The 19,697-nt window shown below is 67.7% G+C and carries 17 protein-coding genes and 2 pseudogenes; 12 read left to right on the top strand and 7 right to left on the bottom strand.

Annotation, left to right across the window (positions count from 1 at the left end; all coding sequences use genetic code 11):
• Positions 1 to 43: 43 nt before the first annotated feature.
• Positions 44 to 244, bottom strand: coding sequence for a hypothetical protein (locus GCE86_RS09235; protein WP_154226557.1), 201 nt, complete (start codon positions 242 to 244; stop codon positions 44 to 46).
• Positions 245 to 971: 727 nt separating this feature from the next.
• Entirely contained in the window at positions 972 to 1,151 is a 180-nt protein-coding gene (locus GCE86_RS09230; RefSeq protein WP_154226556.1) for a DUF397 domain-containing protein, read from the bottom strand.
• 417 nt (positions 1,152 to 1,568) lie between these two features.
• On the opposite strand from GCE86_RS09230, the gene GCE86_RS09225 reads away from it, so the two are divergent.
• The 4 genes from GCE86_RS09225 to GCE86_RS09210 all read left to right on the top strand — a co-directional run bounded on the left by GCE86_RS09225 (position 1,569) and on the right by GCE86_RS09210 (position 4,920).
• Entirely contained in the window at positions 1,569 to 1,835 is a 267-nt protein-coding gene (locus tag GCE86_RS09225; RefSeq protein WP_154226555.1) for a hypothetical protein, read from the top strand.
• Between the two features lie 352 nt (positions 1,836 to 2,187).
• Entirely contained in the window at positions 2,188 to 3,471 is a 1,284-nt protein-coding gene (locus tag GCE86_RS09220; RefSeq protein ID WP_244317241.1) for an IS110 family RNA-guided transposase, read from the top strand.
• A gap of 73 nt (positions 3,472 to 3,544) precedes the next feature.
• Positions 3,545 to 3,859, top strand: a complete 315-nt coding sequence (locus GCE86_RS09215) for a hypothetical protein (protein WP_208818081.1) — start codon at positions 3,545 to 3,547, stop codon at positions 3,857 to 3,859.
• A gap of 437 nt (positions 3,860 to 4,296) precedes the next feature.
• Positions 4,297 to 4,920 (top strand): hypothetical protein, encoded by a 624-nt coding sequence (locus GCE86_RS09210; protein ID WP_154226553.1) that lies wholly within the window; start codon positions 4,297 to 4,299, stop codon positions 4,918 to 4,920.
• A gap of 311 nt (positions 4,921 to 5,231) precedes the next feature.
• Here GCE86_RS09210 and GCE86_RS09205 read toward each other — a convergent pair whose 3' ends face one another.
• On the bottom strand, positions 5,232 to 5,612 hold the full coding sequence (locus GCE86_RS09205; RefSeq protein WP_154226552.1) for a hypothetical protein: 381 nt from the start codon (positions 5,610 to 5,612) through the stop codon (positions 5,232 to 5,234).
• A gap of 1,156 nt (positions 5,613 to 6,768) precedes the next feature.
• Between GCE86_RS09205 and GCE86_RS09200 the strand changes: the two genes are divergently transcribed.
• Both GCE86_RS09200 and GCE86_RS09195 read left to right on the top strand, forming a co-directional pair.
• Positions 6,769 to 7,236, top strand: a complete 468-nt coding sequence (locus tag GCE86_RS09200) for a barstar family protein (RefSeq protein ID WP_154226551.1) — start codon at positions 6,769 to 6,771, stop codon at positions 7,234 to 7,236.
• Between the two features lie 202 nt (positions 7,237 to 7,438).
• Positions 7,439 to 7,897 carry a DUF3592 domain-containing protein gene (locus GCE86_RS09195; protein WP_163636776.1) on the top strand — a complete coding sequence of 153 codons (459 nt, stop codon included), beginning with the start codon at positions 7,439 to 7,441 and terminating at the stop codon, positions 7,895 to 7,897.
• Positions 7,898 to 8,034: 137 nt separating this feature from the next.
• Here GCE86_RS09195 and GCE86_RS09190 read toward each other — a convergent pair whose 3' ends face one another.
• Positions 8,035 to 8,589, bottom strand: a complete 555-nt coding sequence (locus GCE86_RS09190; protein ID WP_154226549.1) for a DUF3592 domain-containing protein — start codon at positions 8,587 to 8,589, stop codon at positions 8,035 to 8,037.
• A 277-nt stretch (positions 8,590 to 8,866) separates the two neighbouring features.
• Between GCE86_RS09190 and GCE86_RS09185 the strand changes: the two are divergent.
• The 3 genes and pseudogenes from GCE86_RS09185 to GCE86_RS09175 form a co-directional block, all read left to right on the top strand.
• Positions 8,867 to 9,001: pseudogene (locus GCE86_RS09185) on the top strand (helix-turn-helix domain-containing protein); the annotation flags it as partial.
• A 57-nt stretch (positions 9,002 to 9,058) separates the two neighbouring features.
• Positions 9,059 to 9,907, top strand: a pseudogene (locus GCE86_RS09180) (IS5 family transposase).
• A 441-nt stretch (positions 9,908 to 10,348) separates the two neighbouring features.
• Positions 10,349 to 11,134, top strand: coding sequence for a glycoside hydrolase family 6 protein (locus GCE86_RS09175; RefSeq protein ID WP_163636777.1), 786 nt, complete (start codon positions 10,349 to 10,351; stop codon positions 11,132 to 11,134).
• 261 nt (positions 11,135 to 11,395) lie between these two features.
• Here the strand turns inward: GCE86_RS09175 and GCE86_RS09170 are convergent, their stop codons facing one another.
• The 3 genes from GCE86_RS09170 to GCE86_RS09160 all read right to left on the bottom strand — a co-directional run bounded on the left by GCE86_RS09170 (position 11,396) and on the right by GCE86_RS09160 (position 14,714).
• Positions 11,396 to 13,396: a bifunctional polysaccharide deacetylase/glycosyltransferase family 2 protein gene (locus GCE86_RS09170; RefSeq protein WP_244317240.1), complete on the bottom strand. Its 2,001-nt coding sequence runs from the start codon at positions 13,394 to 13,396 to the stop codon at positions 11,396 to 11,398.
• A gap of 224 nt (positions 13,397 to 13,620) precedes the next feature.
• On the bottom strand, positions 13,621 to 13,767 hold the full coding sequence (locus GCE86_RS09165; protein WP_154226546.1) for a hypothetical protein: 147 nt from the start codon (positions 13,765 to 13,767) through the stop codon (positions 13,621 to 13,623).
• A 380-nt stretch (positions 13,768 to 14,147) separates the two neighbouring features.
• Positions 14,148 to 14,714: a hypothetical protein gene (locus GCE86_RS09160; protein WP_204342172.1), complete on the bottom strand. Its 567-nt coding sequence runs from the start codon at positions 14,712 to 14,714 to the stop codon at positions 14,148 to 14,150.
• A gap of 845 nt (positions 14,715 to 15,559) precedes the next feature.
• Here GCE86_RS09160 and GCE86_RS09155 point away from each other — a divergent pair.
• The 3 genes from GCE86_RS09155 to GCE86_RS09145 all read left to right on the top strand — a co-directional run bounded on the left by GCE86_RS09155 (position 15,560) and on the right by GCE86_RS09145 (position 19,683).
• Positions 15,560 to 15,829, top strand: coding sequence for a hypothetical protein (locus GCE86_RS09155; RefSeq protein WP_154226545.1), 270 nt, complete (start codon positions 15,560 to 15,562; stop codon positions 15,827 to 15,829).
• Positions 15,830 to 17,184: 1,355 nt separating this feature from the next.
• Positions 17,185 to 17,616, top strand: a complete 432-nt coding sequence (locus GCE86_RS09150; RefSeq protein ID WP_154226544.1) for a MarR family winged helix-turn-helix transcriptional regulator — start codon at positions 17,185 to 17,187, stop codon at positions 17,614 to 17,616.
• Between the two features lie 339 nt (positions 17,617 to 17,955).
• A complete protein-coding gene (locus tag GCE86_RS09145) occupies positions 17,956 to 19,683 on the top strand; it encodes a SpoIIE family protein phosphatase (RefSeq protein WP_154226543.1) in 1,728 nt (575 codons plus the stop codon).
• Positions 19,684 to 19,697 lie beyond the last annotated feature (14 nt).

Here is a 19,697-nt window from a genome sequence, read left to right as displayed (position 1 = left end):
CCGGACATCTGCCGGATCATGAACAGCGGACTGCAACCATGGCTCAGGAGTAGAACCCTGCCCAGTAATCCTCGTCGCTCTGTGTGAGGTCGTCGGGACGGGTTGCTCGGAGCAATGCGTACCGTCCAGCCAGCATGTCAAGGGCATCGGGGATGATGCACTCGCGGGCTGCTCGGATCGCTTGCACAGCCTGGATCCTCCGGCCTTCGATGATGAGCCTGTCGGTTTCGTCCCAGTCCTCCACCCCCACATGATGCCCCGCGTTGGGCCGGCACCTCGTCCCACCCGCCAACCCGGAATCTCTCGATTCAAGCCTCGGCGGTCGCGTCAGGAAGCCATGCTGACGCCGGCACCCTGAGGCCGGGGCTTGAACCCTGAACCCCTCGGGCGGCCTGTGGACCATGTCAGATCGGGCGGATCGGCACTCTGACCTGGGCGAGGTATCACGTTGCCTTACAGCCCTTGACAGCTATTGTCGGCGTCAGTTGTGCCCGGCATGTGCCCGATGACCTTGCCGGCCCGCAGGGTTACCCACGGCAACGCCCGCCGTGACGGCCGGTCATACGGAGGTCAACAGTCAACTGCCCCATGGACGGCCGCATGCCGGAGCAGGGGATCACTCCTCATCCGGCAGCAGAACGGGGAAATCCGGCATGCCGGAATCCGATGGATGTAACAGGCGAGCTATGTCCGACGCCTGTCGATGGTGAAGGCCGCGGTGCGCGGCCTCCATGACCGGGCGGGGCCGCAGCCGACCCCCCAGCGGCCCCGCCCGGTCCCAACTAACCGCCGAATAGTTCGGCGGGAGGCCACCGGCGGGGCCTCCGGTCGGAGTGAGCCGATCACCCAGTGGTCAGCGGCGGCTGCACTTAGAAATCCGGGGACGTCCGGCCAGGGCGCTTTAGTCCTGCAAGATGGGAGGGGGCGGCTCGTCTTCCATGACTTCCCGGGTCGCCCCGCCATCCAACCACTCAGAGGTTCTGGCCGGCCTTCACAGAGTCGACGAAGGTCGCCCACTCCTGCGCGTCAACCTTGATCGTGACCTCCGGCCGCTGGGAGTTCCGCAACAGCCGGCCACCGTCCGGCGCGAGGGCAACTTCGAGGCAGTTCGGTCCGGAGTTATCGCATCGGTTCGGGCGAATCCACTGCATATGGTTCTCTCCTTCGGTTGGCCGGCCTGCACGCGGCGGACCGGCAGAGCAATAGACGGTCGGTCATCTCGTCTAAGCGGCAAAGCCGACGAAGGCGTCACAGGGGCCGGAAACCCCGGCTGAACCTCGGCCTGCCGAGCAGATACGTCCGATGCCAGCAGCGCTCGTGCGCCCCACTTGTCCGGCAGGTACTGGTGGGCTTTCATGCCTGTGGCCGCCTGACTACCCGGTTTAGGTCCTTCCGGGCTGGCTGTAACGGAATCTGCCCGGGTGTCGCCTCAAGGGCGATCGGCTTTGCCGGGCCGGTCACCGGCCGGGGTGGGCGCTTCCCCAAAGGGCTCACCCCAACCCACCCCGGCCACCTCCCGCAGCTCGACCGGTCCAAGTCGGACTACCACTAGAAAGGCATGTGGGCCCATGGCCGCCGGGCATCCCTCCTGGTGCGTCAGCCACGACAACGGCATCCACCGCTCTCGTTTCTGGGCCACGTCCCAGCCAGGCCACCACCCGGTCGACGTGCGGGCCTTCTTGTGGCAGCGGGACCTACCCGACGGCCCACTCGTCGGTATCGGCCTCGACATCAGGATGAGCGAGGAACAGTGCGAATGCCTGCTGGACCTGGGCCAGGCCCGCGTGCTCCGTTACGCCCTTACCCGACTGCTCGACCATGCCAAGCAGGGCTAGCCACCGTGCAACCTGACCCTGACCCTGCCTCGCCGTATCGGACCCCATAGGCTCCCCCGCGACGGAGCGGCAGTTCCCCCGTGACAGCCGCTCCGTCACTTCTCCCACCCCGGGACGTCTCGCTTAGAAGAGGGAGATGCCCCTGGCCGGGCACCCGCGCGTTTGTGAAACTCGATGTGTCGCCCGCCGACGTCGACAGAACTTGGCACCACGAGTCCGTTTACAAGAGTGACGCTGGAGCCCGTCCCGGTAGGTATCCCGGGTTGCCGCTGCGAGCGCGTGTCTGAGTTTCTTGATCTTTCGCGGGTTCCGCGGGCGACGCCTTGTCGGCTCGGCTCCACCTGGAGGCGTCGTGGAGATCGTGTATCCGCGGGTCGCGGCGATCGACGTGCACAAGAAGCAGATCACGGTGGCGGTCCGGGTGCCGGGCGAGCAGGTCGGGCAGCGCCGTCAACAGGTGCGCAAGTACCCCACCTTTTACAGCGCGCTGCGGGAGATGACCGCCTGGCTGGTCGCCGAGCAGGTCACGCATGTGGCGATGGAAGCCACTGGCGTTTACTGGCGGCCGGTCTTCCACGCCCTGGCCGAGGCTGACGGGCTGGAGGTCCTGCTGTGCAACGCCCACCACGTCAAGAACGTGCCGGGTCGTAAGACCGATGCCTCCGACGCGGTGTGGCTCGCCGAGCTGTGCGAGGTGGGGCTGCTGCGCGGCAGCTTCATCCCGCCGGCCGACATCGCCGCGATCCGGGAACTGACCCGCTACCGCAAGAAACTGATCGAGGAACGCACCCGGGAAACCCAACGGCTGCACAAGGTCCTCGAAGACGGCGGCATCAAGCTCGATTCCGTCGCCTCCATCGCCACCGGCGTGTCCGGGCGGGCAATGATCGAAGCGCTCATCGCCGGCGAGCGGGATCCGGCAGTGTTGGCAGACCTGGCCAGAGGTGTGCTGCGCAAGAAGATCCCCGATCTGACCCTCGCCCTGGCCGGCCGGTTCGCCGACCACCACGCGCTGCTGTGTCGGCTGCACCTGACCCACATCGACCATCTCAACGACATGATCGGCAAGCTCGACGCCCGCATCGAGCAGGTCATCATCCCGTTCGCGGCACAGCGGGACCGGCTCAAGACGATTCCGGGGGTGGGTGACCGCGCCGCCCAGACGATCATTGCCGAGATCGGCGTGGACATGACCCGCTTCCCCACCCCAGCCCATCTCGCGTCCTGGGCCGGGCTGTGCCCAGGCAACCACGAATCAGCCGGCAAACGCAGGAAAGGCACCACCCGCCACGGCAACCCGCACCTCGCCACCGTGCTGGTCGAAGCCGCCTGGGCCACCTCCCGCACCCGCACCCGACTCGGCGCCCGCTACCGCCGCCTGCACCGACGCTTCGGCAAGACCGGCAGCAAGAAAGCCGCCGTCGCCATCGCCCACACCGTCCTGGTCATCGTCTGGCACCTACTCGCCAACGATCAGACCTACACCGACCTCGGCGCCGACTACTACACCCAGCGAGACGACCCGGAGACCCGCAAAAAACCGCCTGCTACGCCAACTACACGACCTCGGCTACCAAGCCGAACTCACCGCACTCGCGGCATAGCCCCACACGCCGTCCGTCTAAGTTTCGTTTGACAGTGTCTCGTGCCCCCTGTGTGCCCCAGGCGGCCGCGCGCCGACCACGGGGAGACCTGGCAGGATCAGCCCGGTGATGGGTTCCGCCAGCCTGCTGCGCTGCGAGGCGATCGCATGGGTTGACGAAGACTGGCCGGGGTGGGTCCGTGTGCGCCTGGTCGACGCCGACGGACGAACGTGGTTCTTCGTCGACAAGGTCCCGATCTTCTTCGATGACGCCATCCCTCCCGGCGCTCCTCTCCCCGAGCTGGCGTTCATGAGGTGCTATGTCGTCGGTCAGCAGGAGGATCAGGTCCTCGTCGTTAGCACTGTGCCGGACCACGTGAAAGCGGAGGACGGAACCACCCAGTTCAGGGTCCGGCCCAGCGACGTAGAGCGGCGAGCATGACCTGATCAACTCGCACTGTCAGCTTGGGAATCGGGTTAAGTCAGGGCCTCCGGGCGTGGTGCCTGCTGGTCGGGGGCCATCGGCGACCTGGCCAAAGCTCGACGATCCGCCCCTGGCCGATGTTGACCGCTTCGTCGGGCACGGATCGGGCACGGGCCTTGGGTGAGGCTGTTGCTAGAACCCCTTAGCCGCGACGCGGCGGCAGATCCGCCGAAAGCAGGCCTTGAATCCTCTGACCTGGCTCGCGGCCCCTCGGTGTCTCTCGACCTCTCGCATGGGTTTTCGATGTCGGCTGTGCCGGATCTGTGCCCGATGATCTTCATGAGGAGACCTTGCCCGCCTCGCTACTCGCGCTCCCACGCGGCCTCTTCAGCTCGAGTCGGGCAGGCGAGGATTGATCGATCGTTGTAGCATGCCTCGTCCAGCGAGGAGGACAAGTGGAAAGAGTTGACGTGCCCACGGCGTGGGTAAGCAGCCTCAACCCCGTCCGGCTAGAGTTGTGCGCCCGGCACGGAAAGCCGGCTGAGGACGATCGAGAAGTCGAGTTCAAACAGAAAACCCCTGAATGGGTGTGGGCTGCCCTGCCCGCATTGATTGGCGTCGCCGTTCTGGTAGTCATTGTGCTCAGGGCTAAGGTTTCGCCCGTGATTACAGTCGCACCTCTGATCCTTGCCGTGTTAGCCGTCGACAGGAAGATGCTCCCACCACTGAAGGTTGACCGTTGGCCTTTCTGCGCGCGATGCCTGACTCTCGGTAGGCTGGGCGCTTTCGGCACCACCTTCGGCATTCTCGGCCTCATTAGCACCGGTCTAATTGCTTTGCGACTCGCAAACGTCGGCACCGATCGCACGACCCTGTCTCTGCTGCTCGTTCTACTCGTCGTCATGGTGATTGGAGCGGTCGTGAAAGAAAAGTATTCGTGGCGAAGGATTGCCCGAGGTCACGCGTCGAAGGATCAGGGTTCGGTGCAAGTAGAGGCGCACGATCGATTTGCGGCCGCGGTCAGGAACCAGCTCATTGCCGAGAGGGAAGCGGCCGGGGCTCAGCCAACGGGCCTATAGACTTCGATGCGTTCACTAATCCCTCGTTACCGAGCGTCAAGAGCACGAACATATCCTCTGCTCGCCCCTGTCATCCCGATGCTCCTATGGATGTCAAGCTCCGCTGGTCTCCTACTGGTGGAGCTTGACCCCTTCGTCCCGGAAGAATGATCAGCCGTCGATGAGCTGGGCGAGTAGCCGGAATGAGCTGCCGGCACAGTCCACCATCGTCCATGAGCGTCCGGCGTCGGCCGCCCCGGTCGTCACCCAGTTGGTCACCCAGCCCGGGTGTCAGACGTTGAAGCGGAACAGGCTCCTCAAGAATTCAGCTATCAAACCCCGAAGTCAGATGGAACCTGAGAAACCTTCCTCCGAAAAGCGTCATTGACCGGCGCGCCAACGTTGAGCGCATGCTCCAGGATTTCTTCCTTCCGGAAGTCATAATCAGAACTCCCGTAACTTTCAACCAATTCCGCGAGAAGGTTCGCAACCTCGGCTAAATCCAGGTATCGGAAACCTTCTACAGCACGCTTGAACTCGTCCGGCTCGATAACTTCCACCGCAAATCCCAGGCCGCCACTCATTATGGCATTGAAAACCCGCAGTACATGCGAGAGCTTTTCAACCCCGACCGGCGTACCGACCGGCACCGCGCCCTCGACCCCGTAGTCAACTGCCTCGTTGAACACATCAACTAACGACTTCGTCACCATTACACATCCCCCAGTTCAGGGTTCGAGCGGGCCTTGACACACGTACGGACGCTACGGAACAGACTGAAGTCGGCTCTCGTGTCTCGGACCGCGCGCCCGGCGGCCACTGCCACAGTGGCGCAGTTGACCTAACCTTGCCCGGCAGCGGACCCGGCTCCCGGGGTCGGACCTGAACACCGACGGACACCCTCCCCCTCCCAGGTGAGCGGTTGACCTGACCCTGAGCGGCTGCGGAGCCGGCTCCTGGACGACCGGCGCGCCCTCGGCGGTCGCCGCCCCCATGCTTGGGGCTTGCCGCGCGGACCCGGCGCGCGCATCCCTGCGCCGCGCTGCTCCGGCGCGGCGCGGCTGGCTGCCGGCGGTGCCGTGTCGTACTCCGCTTGATGCGTTACAGGCTGGCTTCACGTGATGGGTGACACGACCTGGACCGAGTGCTTCCGCGGGCGCAGGCACAGATTGGTGCGTCAGGACGCTGTTCGGGTTCTGAGCGTACGGCTGAGAGACTGCGATCCATGGGGAACTCGGCTGTCTACCGGATACATACCAGTGATGACCTTGGCGTCGCGTATGCGATGTCCCAGCGTCTGCTGGCCCGCAGGTCGATCGGCTGCCGCTGCCCCCAGGACGTCCTCGGGCGTGCAGAGACCAGTACCCATGGGCTGGTCCGGTACCTGGGCATCGGACCAGCCTTGGTGTCCCTGTCCATCCCGGCACGCTTGCTCAATCAGCTAAGAGGCGTTCTGGAGCCACATCTACCGCCTGGCGACCGGCCGCGTCGGCACCGTGACGGCAGCGGTTACCTGATCACGGACATGACAACCGAGGTCGTGGCAGCGCTCCGTCAACTGCCACCGATCGGCGCTCTGGTCTCCACGCCCGAGTACCCGCTGCCGAGGACCTCGGCTGACGTTCTCCTCGCCCCGGCGGGCACGGATCCCGCATGGATCTCGTGGCAGACGTGCTGGCCGAGCGAGCACAACCGCTGCGGGTTTGAGCTCGCCGTCAACGGTGCCGAACTGTGGCACGTTCCAGCACCGGGCGGGCACAGCGTCTACGTACACGTGCACCCTGCACAACCCAAGCTTGCGCACGACCTTGCCGCAGGCGTGGGAGGCCAGGTCATGGGCGAGCCGGCAATGGGCTGGTGAATACGACCATGAGCGACTGGTGGAACGGCCCTGGCGAGCCGCTGACGGTGTGCGGGCCTGGAACGATCGTCCAGGTCGGGGCGATCGTGCCGGAAGCGGGAAACCTGGTTGTCGCCCGGTTGGACGGGGCGAAGATGACGGATGCGGACCATGTCTTCTACGAGTTCTCCGACGCGCTGCTCTTTCCCGGCTACTTCGGCTGGAACTGGGACGCGTTATCCGACTGCCTCCGTGACCTGAACTGGCTGCCCGCCGACTCCTACCTCATCGTCGTGGAGCGCGCGCCACTGCTCATGTCCACCAGCCCTGACGAGCGGCAGACACTCTTTCGGGTCCTGTCGCGGGCCGTTCGCACGTGGGCCAGCCCGCTCGGCCGGCCGGATGGCAAGGGCGTCCCGTTCAAGGTGCTGCTGCTGTGCGACCGGGACGACGAAGCGGTCGAGATGAAACGAGAGATCGTCAGCCTCAGCCTTTGAACGGGGCGAGATCCCCGGCGTTGTGTTAACTGACCCGTTGGGATGTGGTCTGTGACGGTAGCGAAGTCGAAGGGCATCGACTTGACGACGTTTGGCAGAGTGCGTTCGGTCCGGGATACGAAGGGGTTCGATGGCTAGAAGACGCAGGCGACCCGCTACACCGCCGGTGCAGGACAGGCGGGGCTGGGGGGAGGTCATTGCCATGGGCTTGGTGTTCTTTCTGGGCGGATTGAGTCTGGCGGTGGCCTCGGCCGTCTACATGACGCGGGTGTCCGCGAAGGCGGATCGGTTGCGTGCCGACGGGGTGCCGGTCACGGCTACGGTCTCGCACTTCTACAACGGGTGGGGCCGGAACAGCGGGCCGGATGGCCTCATCGTGACCTACGAATATCAAGGCGGGTATTACCAGGACCGCATTCGGTGCGGCGGCGGTACTGGCTGTCAGCGGGAACCGCCTGTCGAGATGACCGTGTGGGTCGATCCAGCGAGGCCGCAGGAGTTCGTGGCCGCGAACGGTGACACCGACGATTCAGCGGCGTGGCTCAACCGTTGGTCGAGGATCGTGACGGGTGGGCTGTTCGCGGCCCTCGGCGCCGTCACACTGGTCGTGGCACTGTTCGGCGACCGCCTTCTCGCCTGGTCGAGAGCACGGGCCAAGTGAGGAACAGCGGCGGGAGTTCGGCCCGGCGCAGCCGAACCGGTTCCCAAGCCGTCCCGCCGGATTTCAAACTGCCACGGGTGAACCGGGACGCTGAGGCTGGCCTGCTCCCTCCGCCAGGCTACAACGTCGCGTACCTGCTAGCGGCGTCGACCGCCACGGCCGCGGCGGCCCTGACTGGGCTGGTTGGCGCTGGCCCTTCCACTCCGCTTGACATGAAGGACGAGGCCGAGGCCCGCACCTCCTACGGCCGCAAACGCCCCGCCCATCGGAATGGTCGTCCAGGACATCAGGAAGGACAACGAACCATCGGTGTGCCCGTTCTCGGCCACGAACCGCTCGGGCTCTGCCGGATCGACCCACACTGTCAGTTCCGGTTCTGGAGTGCTGTGGCAGCCGGTCACCCCGGCGCAAGGGATCCACGTGTGATACTGCGCCGGCCCGTACATGTAGTAGATCTCGATGCGATCGATGCCGCTGCCACGGCCGCCACCCCCGGCTCGATCGGTAACCGTGGCGGTGACGGGAACTCCCTCGCCCCGCAGCCGGTCCGCCCGCTCCGACAACCGCCACCGGCACAAGATGGAGCCAACCACCAAGGCCGCACCAAGCAGGAGAAACACTGAGGCCATCAGCCCCGTTCTCCACCAACCGGTGTCAGCGGGGGCGGTGGCGCCGGCCTTACGTTTCGCCACGGCTCAACTCTCCTAAACAGTCCAATCAACGGTCGGCGGTCAACGCCCGCCGACGGCCTACGGTAGGAGTGGCGATCAACGGGCCGGCAGGGGCGGAAGCCGACCCGGCCCGTCCGCCGTCCTCGCTCCACCATGATCGTCTAGCCGGACGTGTCACCCGACATCTGACATCAATCCGTCACGCATCAACTGGAGTCCGACACGCCGGCAGCGGGCCTGTCCGGTCTCGGGACCTGCGTGACACATCGGTATCAGGACCTGCGTGACACTCGGCCGAGTGTTGGCGGAGATGAGCGTGATGGAACAGCGGTATCGAGCCGTCCAGGACGTGCTTGCCGGATCGACGGTCACGGACGTCGCCGAACGATTCGGGGTCTCCCGCCAGGCGCTGCATCGATGGCTGGCCTGGTATTAGAGCGTGTTTGAGAAGGTCTGTTGCGGACGGCATGGCGGCACGACTTCCACCGGCGTGACGGGCAGGGTAGCGGCGGTGTCTGCTCGCCGTGGCTACCCCTCCGACCTGACCGACGCCCAGTGGGCGCTGATCGAGCCGCTGTTGCCGGAGCCGAACACCGACGGCCGGTGGGAGAAGCACCCGCGGCGGGAGATCGTCAACGCGATCCTGTACGTGGTGCGGTCCGGGTGTCCGTGGCGGTACCTGCCCGCTGACCTGCCTCCCTGGCAGCCGGTGTACTGGTACTTCGTCCGGTGGGAAGAAGCCGGCGTGACGGAGAAACTCCTGGCCACGCTGCGGGTCAAGGCGCGGGTGCAGCAGGGCCGCCAGCCGGACGTCGGCGGGGATTATCGACTCCCAGAGCGTGAAGGGTGCCGACACCGTCGGCCGGGGCAGCCGAGGCTACGACGCTGGCAAGAAGGTCAACGGTCGGAAGCGGTTCATCATCACCGACACCCTGGGCCTGCTGGTCACCGTGACCGTGCTCGCCGCGAGCTGGAGCGCGACGGCGCGAAGGCAGCCCTGCTCAGCGCCTACATGGCCGCCCCCATCCGGCACGTCTTCGCCGACCAGGGCTTCGCCGGACGACTCGTCGACTGGACCCGCGACACCCTGCGCACCACGCTGGAGATCGTCCGCAAACCCGCCAACCAGCGTGGCTTCGCCGTCCACCCACGCCGGTGGGTCGTGGAACGCACCCTCGCATGGCTCACCGCCTGTCGCCGGCTGGCCCGCGACTACGAGCGCCACCCCGCCGTATCCGAAGCCCTCGTCCGCTGGGCCGCCATCGCCGGCATGACACGCCGCATCAGCCGCGGCCAACCCGCACGCCGTCAAGCCCGTCGCACCTTCACCTGGGCCTGATCAACCCCATCTCAAACACGCTCTCAGTGCCATCGACGCAGTGTAGGGCGCTGCTAGACCCGGTGATCATGTTCGTGCTGGGCAATCATCTCGGCACGTCCGCGCGCCGCCACTCGTCAACCACTGCCGACGACGGATCCCGTAGCAGCGGAAGTACCTCGCGCACGACAACCGCCTCGAGCAGGCGCAGGCCGCGTACCGCCTCGGCGCTGGTCGAGTCGGCAGGGGCGGACACGCGGGACATCATGCCACCAGGCGATACGTCCGGGAGCCCGGACCGGCCACCGCTGCGGATGGCCGGCAACCGCCCTACCGTGACCTGGTGCGCCGAGCCCTGGTCTCCGTTGCCCTGGCCGTGGTGCTCGCCACTGCGGCTGGCTGCGGCGGAGGCGGCGAGGAGTACGCGCCGCTGCGGCACCCGTTCCGGGGGCGACCCTGGTCGTGGACGCCGACAGCCCGGCCGCGCACTGGCGTGACGACCATGGCGCACGGTGGGTGGACCCGATCGCCGACACCCCGCAGGCCCGCTGGCTGACCGGGCCGGCGGACCTGGCCGACCTCCGGACCTACCTGGACGCCGCCCGAGATCGGCGTTCCCTGCCGCTGATCGTGATCTATCACGTGCCGAACCGGGACTGCGGCCGGGACGCGGGCGGCGCGGCTGACGCCGAGGCGTACGACCGGTTCATCGAGCGCACGGTCGCGGTGCTCGGCGACAGCCGGGCCGCCGTCGTCCTGGAGCCGGACGCCGTGGCCGACGAGTGCTACGACGATGCCCGGGCGGCTCTGCTCGTCCACGCCGTCCACCGGCTCTCCGACGCCGGGCAGTACGTCTACCTCGACGCGGGGAATTCCCCCTGGCGCAGCCCGGAGGAGATGGCCGGACGGCTCCGCCAGGCCGGCGTGGCGCGGGCGGAGGGGCTCGCGGTGAACGTGGCCAACCGGCAGTCGACCGCGGACAGCCACCGGTGGGGACTGCGCCTGTCGGACCTGGTCGGCGACCGGGAGATGCTCATCGACACCTCGCGCAACGGCCTGCCCGCCCCGCCCGACGACCAGTGGTGCAACCCGCCCCGCCAGGCCCTCGGCCAGCCGCCGACCACCGCGCCCGGCCTGCCCCGCGTGGCGGCGCTGCTGTGGATCAAGAGTCCAGGCGAGTCGGACGGCCCCTGCGGTCGAGGCGAACCCGTGCCGGTGTCGTCTGGCCGGCGCAGGCCCAGGCCCTGATCGCGGGCTCACCCTGGCTGCCGGCCACCGCCAGGCGGGCGGCTGCCGGCGTCACCACGCCGGTCCGGTGACCGCCTGGGCACCTCCACCATCACGGACTCTGGTGGCGTCACTGCGCCGTGTCGGGGTGTGGATCGGGGCGGGCCGCGGGGGGCGGGCTGCCCGCCCCGATGCCGAGGTCACACGACCTCCCTTCACAGGCGTCGCCGCTGGGTGCGGCGTTACGTCCTACCGGCCCACTCCGGCCGCCCCCGCGGCTGGTTACGCAGCCTGCTCGGGGATGACGGGGGCCGGTGGAGGCGGTGCGGGCTGCGGCGTGGCGACCTCGCCGGTGCGGCGCAGTTTCTGCCACTTGAGGCGGCCCCCGCTGAGCGCCGTGATCGCGGAGTGCAGCAGCACCAGGTACATGACCTGGCGGTAGAGGAACTGCTGCAGCGGCAGGGCCCATAGCGGGCGTAACGGTTCGCGGTCGAGGCGGAACGCCAGGATCGCGGTGATGATCTGGACGGTCAGGATGGCGAGCCAGGCGATGACGGTCTCGTACCGGTCGAGGAAGAACAGGCCGTAGACGGCGAAGATGTCGACGACCGGAGCGAGTAGGGGAAGGATGACGGAGAAGAGCGCGATGAACGGCACGCCGCGCCGGCCGAAGCGTCCGGACGGCCCGGTGTCGGTGAGGGCCCGGCGGTGGCGCCAGAGGGCCTGCATGGTGCCGTAGCTCCAGCGGTAGCGCTGCCGCCACAGGTCCGGCAACGTGCTCGGCGCCTCGGTGCGCGCGACCGCCTTCTCCTCGTACACCACCCGCCACCCGGCGCGGTGGATGCCCATGGTGAGGTCGGTGTCCTCGGCCAGGGTGGCCCGGCTGAGGCCACCGGCAGCGAGGACGGCCTCCCGGCGGAACGCGCCGAGCGCGCCCGGGATGGTCGGCATGCAGTGCAGCGTGTCGTAGAGCCGCCGGTCCAGGCTGAACCCGATGACGTACTCGATGTGCTGCCAGCGGCCCAGCAGCCGCCGCCGGTTGCCCACCTTCACGTTGCCGGCCACCGCGCCGACGCGGGGGTCGGCGAGCGGCTGCACGAGGCGGTGGATCGCGTCGGGGTCGACCACCGTGTCGGCGTCGACCATGACGAGCAGGTCGTTGCGGGCCAGCGCTACTCCCGCGTTCAGTGCGGCGGCCTTCCCGCCGCCGGGTATGCGGGCCACCCGCACGTTAGCCAGCCTCAGCCGCTCCACCGCCTCCGCGGTGCCGTCGTCGGACTCGTCGTCGACGACCAGCACCTCGATCCCGGGATGGGTGCCGGAGGCCAGGGAACGGGCCGCTGCCGCGATCGTCGTCCGCTCGTTGTAGGCCGGCACGATGATCGTGACCGGGTCGGTCACCTCGCCGCCCCAGGACCAGGTGGGTGCCCGGCGGTGGCGAGCGTGCCGGAGCGCGTACCCGAACAGCAGCAGCGTGCGGGCCAGGGTGAGCAGGCCGACCACGATGAGCAGCAACCACAGCAGGCGCACCGTGGCATCGGCGGCCCGCACCCCCCACACCAGCAGTGCACCGCGGATCTCGTCGGCGGTGCCCAGCCGCGCGGTGCTGCCGAACTGCCCGCCCAGCCCCTGTGAGACGGTGGTGAACCGGTAGCCCCGGGCCTGCATCTGCGGGATGAAGCGGTCCAGGGCGGCGATGGTCTGGGACCGGTCGCCGCCGCTGTCGTGCATCAGGACGACGGCTCCCCGATCACCTTCCGGGGTGGCGTTACGAACGATCGCGTCCGGGCCGGGACGGGCCCAGTCCTGGCTGTCGGTGTCGTTGAACACCGACACGTACCCCCACGTGCCGGTCTCCTGCACCACCCGCCAACTGTCGTCGTCCAGGGCGTCAACGCCGCTGGAGTACGGCAGTCGGGCGAGGCCGGTGGTGACGCCGGTGGTGTAGGCGATCGCCGCCTGAGTCTGTGAATATTCCAGCTTTCGCCGCCAGGGCGGCAGGTCTGTCATCTCGGGGTGGGTGAAGGTGTGGATGCCCAGCTCATGGCCCTCCCGGGTCATCCGCTTCGCCAGGTCGGGGTACCGGCTGATCTGTGAGCCCACGACGAAGAAGGTCGCCGGCGCGTGATGGCGGCTCAGCACGTCGAGCATCTTCGGCGTCCACACCGGGTCCGGTCCGTCGTCGAAGGTCAGCGCGATCGTGCGCGCCGGCATCCGCCGCGCGACCACGTGCCCGCTGCGCGGGTCGACCACCGTGCCCGCGTCGCGCACCGCCGCTGGCACCGCGCCCGCTCCGGCCGGGCCGCCGGCGCGATGGTCGGGCGTGAAACGAGCGTTGGCGTACGCGCCGACGGCGAGCAGATTGAGCAGAATGAACGTCGCTACGGCGGCCAGGATCCAGCGACGCCGGCTGCGCCGCCGCCGCCGTGCCTGCGCCAGGGGGGCTCGGGGCGGCGGCGCTGTGTCATCGGTGGCCGGTACGCGCCGGCCTCCACGCCAGACGCCCATCAGGCCGACGACCCGAGCACGTCCACGCCCTGCATCACCCAGAACGCGAGGATCAGCGCGAGAGCGAGCACGACCAGGGCGTACGTGACCATCCGCAACCGGCGACCGCGACGCCCCGAGCCGTCTACGAAGATCGCAGCGGTCACATCCGGCGGCTGTAGCAGCTCGGTGTGGGGGTCGGCAGGTTCAGCGGCGGTCGACGGTTCCGCCGCAGGGACAGGGTCAGGCCCGGCGACCGGAGCCGGATTGCGCCGGTTGATCGGCACCCGGGCAACCACGCGGACCCGGGCGAAGGCGCGGGTTGGCCGCGCTCGTTCGACATGACCCTCGTTCATCTCTCCCACGGCGGGAAGAACTACCCTTGTTTGTTGATCACGAATCGCTGACCTGCGAAGATCCTGTTTCTCGTCCACCGGTGACAAGCGGTCGGCCGGCGGCGGGACCCGGGTCGCGCGGACGCGGTGAAGGCCGCCGGGCCTATCCGGCGGCCTTCACCCCTCAGCTCCTGAGCAGTGGGTGTCGATGCTCAGCCGAGCAGCGACAGGATCCGGTTGAGCAGGGCGACGATGCCGTTCAGGCCCCCGCCGCCGCCGGTGTTGTCGAGCAGGCCTGCGACCGCGCAGAGCAGGTTGCCGAGGAGGTTGCCCGGCCCCTGCTGGGCGGTGATGTCCAGCACGATCTCGTCGAGGTGGACCACGAGGCCGAGCAGGTTGAGATCCAGCGGCCCGAGGTTGAGGTGCAGGATGTCGCACGTGCCGGCGGCCTGCAGCGGCACGGTGACCTGCTGCGTTACGGTGCCGAGCGTCGTACCCAGCGAGTTGGTGAGAGTGCCGGTGAGCGTGCCGACGGCGGCAAGCTGACCGTTCTGGTTGATGAATCGGGTGGGCGTGAACGTTCCGGCGAAGGCGCCGGTGCCGCCCAGGGCGTCGGTGAAGCTGCCCGTGACCGGTGTGGCCACCGTCGAGGCGGCGGGTGCGACGGCCGGAGCCTGCTGCGCCACCGGGGCGGCCTGAGCCACGCCCGTGCTGCCGAGGACGAGACCCGCCGCGGCGGCGAGCGCAGCGGCGGTGGTTCCGAGGCGTGCTACACGCATGTGCTGTTCCTTCCTCTCGGTTGCTCTTGCGTCGTAGCTCCTACCCCTATCGAGCAGGGCAAACCTTTTGAGAACAATTCACATTGGAGTGGTTGCATGCCTCGTCGAGGCCGCATGAGCGGCACAAAGAAACGGCTCATCGGTCACAGGTCGCCGACATCCGGGCGCGAAAGGGCAGCAGCCGGGGTGGGCTGGCGCGCCGCATTGGTATTACTTGGAACCGGCCGAGAGGAAGGTGGCCATGTACCGGATCATGGGCCCGTGCGGCTCGCCGTAGTCGAGAATGACGTCCGGGGAGCCGCCAGGTAGCGCAGGCGCCTCACCTGGCGCCCGGCGGTTGACCCTCACGAGGGCGTTCACGCGCACACCGCGATCAGTGCCCGTGACCAGTCCGCTCGTGATGACGACAACAGTCGAACCATCCGCTTCCGGGTCCAGCGGCAACTCGCCTGGGACTGACGGGTCCGGAGTTGCTGCCATGCACCGGTGACTATTTCCCGCGCGATGGTGGCAAGTCGATCGCCGGCGGCCATGATCAGTGCATCTTCCGGCTCCATTTACGATCGACGATTCCTAGGGCATCGGGTAACGCCGCTCACCCTCGCCCCCGACCTGCTAGCCAACCCATGCCGCCGACCGTACAGGCAAGCCCCGGCCATCCCAGCCAGCCACCGCGTCGCAGGCCAGAGATCATCGTCATGGCTGCCATCTCAACGAAAGGGCAGGCTCGTGCCGAGAAGCCGCTGCGCCAGCAGCTTCCCCGCGTCATGGTTGAGTAGCGCCTGTCGCTAACGGTTAGAGAAACTGGATCACCGGTCGGCGGCCGCTGCGAGCAGGAGGTTTTGGTGGGACTGCACTACGTCAAGGCGCTCCTGATGTGCAAGCGTGCGGGGACGTTGCTGAGGTTCTGCCTTCCCGTCGACGAAGAGGTGCCGGTCGGGTTCCGCTGCCAGCCAAGCGACCCCCGGGAGGGCGCTGAGGAGTTGCCGGCGCTGTGCGGGTCGTGTCGCCTTCTCGCCTTGGACTCGCAGCGGTTGCAGGCGCAGGTCGTAGGGCAGGTGTCGGAGGGTTGGGCTAGGCATGAGCGGGTTGGCGCGGTGGTGGTCGGCTGCTGACGGCGAGCGCCCGACCCGACATGGCAGCTACGCGGCCGGGATCGACGCGTGAAGGTCTCTATCCGGGTGGCTCGTGCTCGGCATGCGGCCGTTCTTGGTCGATATGCGGGTAGTGCAGCCAAGCTTTTGCCACGCTGTCCGGAATTCTGCCTCGTCACGATCAGTCCACCTCGCTACAACGATCGGCCGGTAGGGGCAGCGCACTCTGACGAGCCCCAGGCGGAAGGCGTGTGCGGTGCCGCGACACGCCGGTTCGTTGACGGAGGAGACCGCCGCTTCGAAGCCGTCGACTGGGCGCCGCTTCTCGGCGACGTCCGGCGTCGCCTTGAACAGAGGGCCTGGCCTCGACAACGCTGACGGGATCGCCTCGTAGACCAGCGCCTGACCTTGCCAGTCTGCGACAGGCGTGCGGGAATGCCCGCGGCCTCACGATGGCAACCTCGGCGGTGACCAGTTCGAGCGCGCGCGCCACCGACGCGCCGATATTGCCGATGAATGGCGACGATATCGGTGAAATTGTCAGCATCACAGCATATCTCCTGGTCTCCCTCTGCTCCGGTCGACCCCTGTGAGCCGGCCAAGCAGCCAAACCTGGCGCGGGCCGCATGAGATCGCCGTAACGCTGGCATCCCACGTAGCGCTTGGTTGGTCTGAGACGGAGTAAGTCTTCCCGCCCCGATCAGCGCCCCGCGGGGCTCACCCTGCAGCCTTGGATCTAGTCCGATGAGCTTCAGCGCTGCCGGGCGGTATGACGAGCATCCACCGATGTCATGGCTGTGAAGTTCGGCCGCACGGGCTGGAGCCGGAGTGGGAGGAGGCCTATGGTCGCGGAGCTCACGACGGCGGGGCGAGAGCGAGAAGTACTGGCAGCTGTAGCGGACGCGATCGTCATGGCCGCACAGGGCAAGGCGTTACGCGTCACGGTGACCTGCTCTCCGGCGCGCCTGCCCTTCGCCGGACATCTGGCCAGAGCCCTGCACGCTCGGGGCCGGGCTTGTCGCTGCCTGCCGCCCACGCCTGCCGGCGCGCCGTCAGGGCGTCCAGGCGCGGCTGCTCACCTCGTTGAGGACACGACGCTGAACGTGATCATCGCTGGTCCGCGCACGACTGTCAGCCAAGATGATTGCCACGTGAATATCCGCGTCATCGAGGACGGATGGGAAGCCTTCCCTGCCCCGCATTTGGATGGCTCGGTTGCCGTAAGCAAGGGCGATAGCAGCCATGGACCGGACCTCGTGGTGGACTACAGCAATCCTGACCACCCACTTGTCCGCCCTGTACCAGTCCCCGCACCACCCCCGATGCGATCGTCGGGCGCGCCCGGTTGCGCAAAGGTCGGCGAATGACCGCCCCCCATGGGTCAGCAGCCACACCACATCCATTGCGGAGGTGACGGCCACGAATGCAGCGTCGAGGCTCTGCTTCCCCTGGTAGGCGCGGTCGTGGCACTGGCCGTCCGTTGCCTCACCGGCCTTGAGCCGGAGCTCACGTTGCCGCAATACCGGATCCTGCAGCTGCTCGATTCGCGAGGACCACGACGCGTCAGCGAGATCGCCGCCGAGTTAGGTGTCATGAGGCCCGCCGCCTCTCGACTGTGCGACCGCCTGCAACGTCACCGGCTAGTCGAGCGGCGCAGCGGCCTCGCTGACAGGCGCGAGGTGCACTTGCACCTCACACCAGCTGGCGCCGCGCTTCTCGGCGAGATCATTAATCGCCAGCGAGCCGCCCTCAGCGACCTGGCCGCGACTCTTCCCAACCTCGACATCCGACCGCCGCATCGGCCGTAGCTCACGGACGGGCCGAACGGCCGGCGCGGTCAAGCCAGCGGTCCTGCGTCGGCTGGACCAGACCGCCCCCAGAACGGATGGTGCCGGTGCCGTGCCTGGGGAGGACGACTGAGTGCCACGATTGGTGCGCCGATCCGGCACGCCGGCGCGTTCATGGCCTGGTCGGGCTGTCGGGCTTGGGTAGGAGGGAAGCCTCGGGTACGTTGACGGCACCCCCTATTGGGGCGCACCTTCAGGCGGGTTGGTAGCGGTGTGTTAGGCGATGAGGCCCGGCTGGCCTCGGTACGGGCGACTGCGCTGGCTGCTGTACCGGACGAGGCGTTGGATCGCTTCGCACGCATGGTTGCCAAGGTCATCGGCGTTCCGGTGGCTCTGGTATCGCTCGTCGACGACGTCTGTGAGTACTTCCCCGGCGCGGCCGGCCTGGCCCAACCGTGGGCCAGCACTCGTCAGACGCCGCTGGGTCATTCCTTCGGCCAATCGGTCGTCATGGCGGCCAAGCCTCTTGTGATCACGGATGCTCGCGGCGATGATCGCGTGTGCGACAACCCCGCGATCGAGGGTCTCGGGATCGTCGGGTACGCCGGGATGCCACTGCTCGACGACCAGGGCAACGTCATCGGCTCCTTGTGCGCGATCGACACCTCGCCTCGGACCTGGACCGACGCCGAACTCGATCTACTGGCTGACTTGGCCGCCGCCTGCTCGGCGAAATTGCGGCTACGCATCGCTGCCAGCCGAGTCGGGCGTGAGCTGGAGGCCCGGGTCGCCGCCCAGACGGCGGTCGAGCAACTGTCCAACCGATTGGCGCTCGCTTTCGACCGCGGTCAGGTCTTGCTCGCCGCCAGTACCGCCCTGGCCGGCACGGAGACCTTCGAGGACGTCGTCGCCGCGGTCGGCGACGTCGTCGGTGGCAGTCTCGGCCCGTCCTTCGTCGGACTGCTGGTGCGAAATGAGCAGAACCTCCTTGATCTGGTCGGCCCCACGGATCTGCCGCCTGCGGTTGCCAAGTGGCTGCCCATCTCGCTCGACGATCCACTGCCGGTCGCCGACGCCGTCCGCGCCGGCGAGTCCGTCTTCCTGGGCGATAGATCATGGATCCTCGCTCGCTACCCGCACCTCGCCGACGCCATCGAAGCGGTGGGCTGGCATGCCGTTGCGGCCATCCCGGTTCCAGGCCTCCGTCAGCCCCTGGGTGCCCTGTTCTTCGCGTGGCCGCAGGCTCATCCGTTTGAGGTCGACGAACGGGCCCTCATCACCTCACTCGCCGGCTACGTCGCCCACGCACTACAACGGGCCAGCCACTTCCAAGACCGAGTAGATGCAGCCAGGACCCTGCAACGTGCCATGCTCAGCCACCTCCCCCGGTTCAATCATCTTGAGCTGACGGCTCGCTATCAGCCGGCGCACCGCCGCGATCAGGTCGGCGGCGACTGGTACGACGCGGTCAAGATCGAGAAGGACACCCTCGCCGTCGTCATCGGGGACGTTGCAGGACACGACATCAACGCCGCGGCGCAGATGGGGCAGCTCCGTTCCATCCTGCGCGGCTACCTCGTCGACCGGCAGGAACCACCGTCGGCCCTGCTCCGGCGCCTCGACAACGCCAACCATCTGCTCGGCAACCCATCGATCGCCTCAGTGATCCTGGCCTACGTCGGCGCCACGCCAGACGGCTCGCACCTCCTGCAATGGTCCAACGCTGGGCACCCCCCGCCCGTACTCGTCGACTCGGACGGCAGCGTACGGGCACTGGCCGGCCGCAATCCGTTGCTCGGCGCGAGTCGCCTCGTCCGCCGCACGAACCAGCAGCAGCCGCTGTCCCCCGGTTCGACACTGGTTCTCTACACCGACGGGCTGATCGAGCGCCGGTCGGAGACGTTCGAGGAAGGTGCCGCTCGACTGCACGCGTGCCTGGTCGACCACGCGCACCTTCCCCTGGACGAGCTGGTCGACACGATTGTCGCAACCGTCCCCGACCCAGCACACGAAGACGACATCGCCGTCATCGCGCTCCGCCTACCCAACTACGCACCATCGCCTCAAAGCTGGGTAGGAACGAGCTGAGGCAGGGTCGGGAG

This window comes from Micromonospora terminaliae, assembly GCF_009671205.1.
Taxonomy (GTDB): domain Bacteria; phylum Actinomycetota; class Actinomycetes; order Mycobacteriales; family Micromonosporaceae; genus Micromonospora; species Micromonospora terminaliae.
Note: the sequence above shows the minus strand (reverse complement) of the source record. Positions and strands in the feature narration are given on the sequence as shown.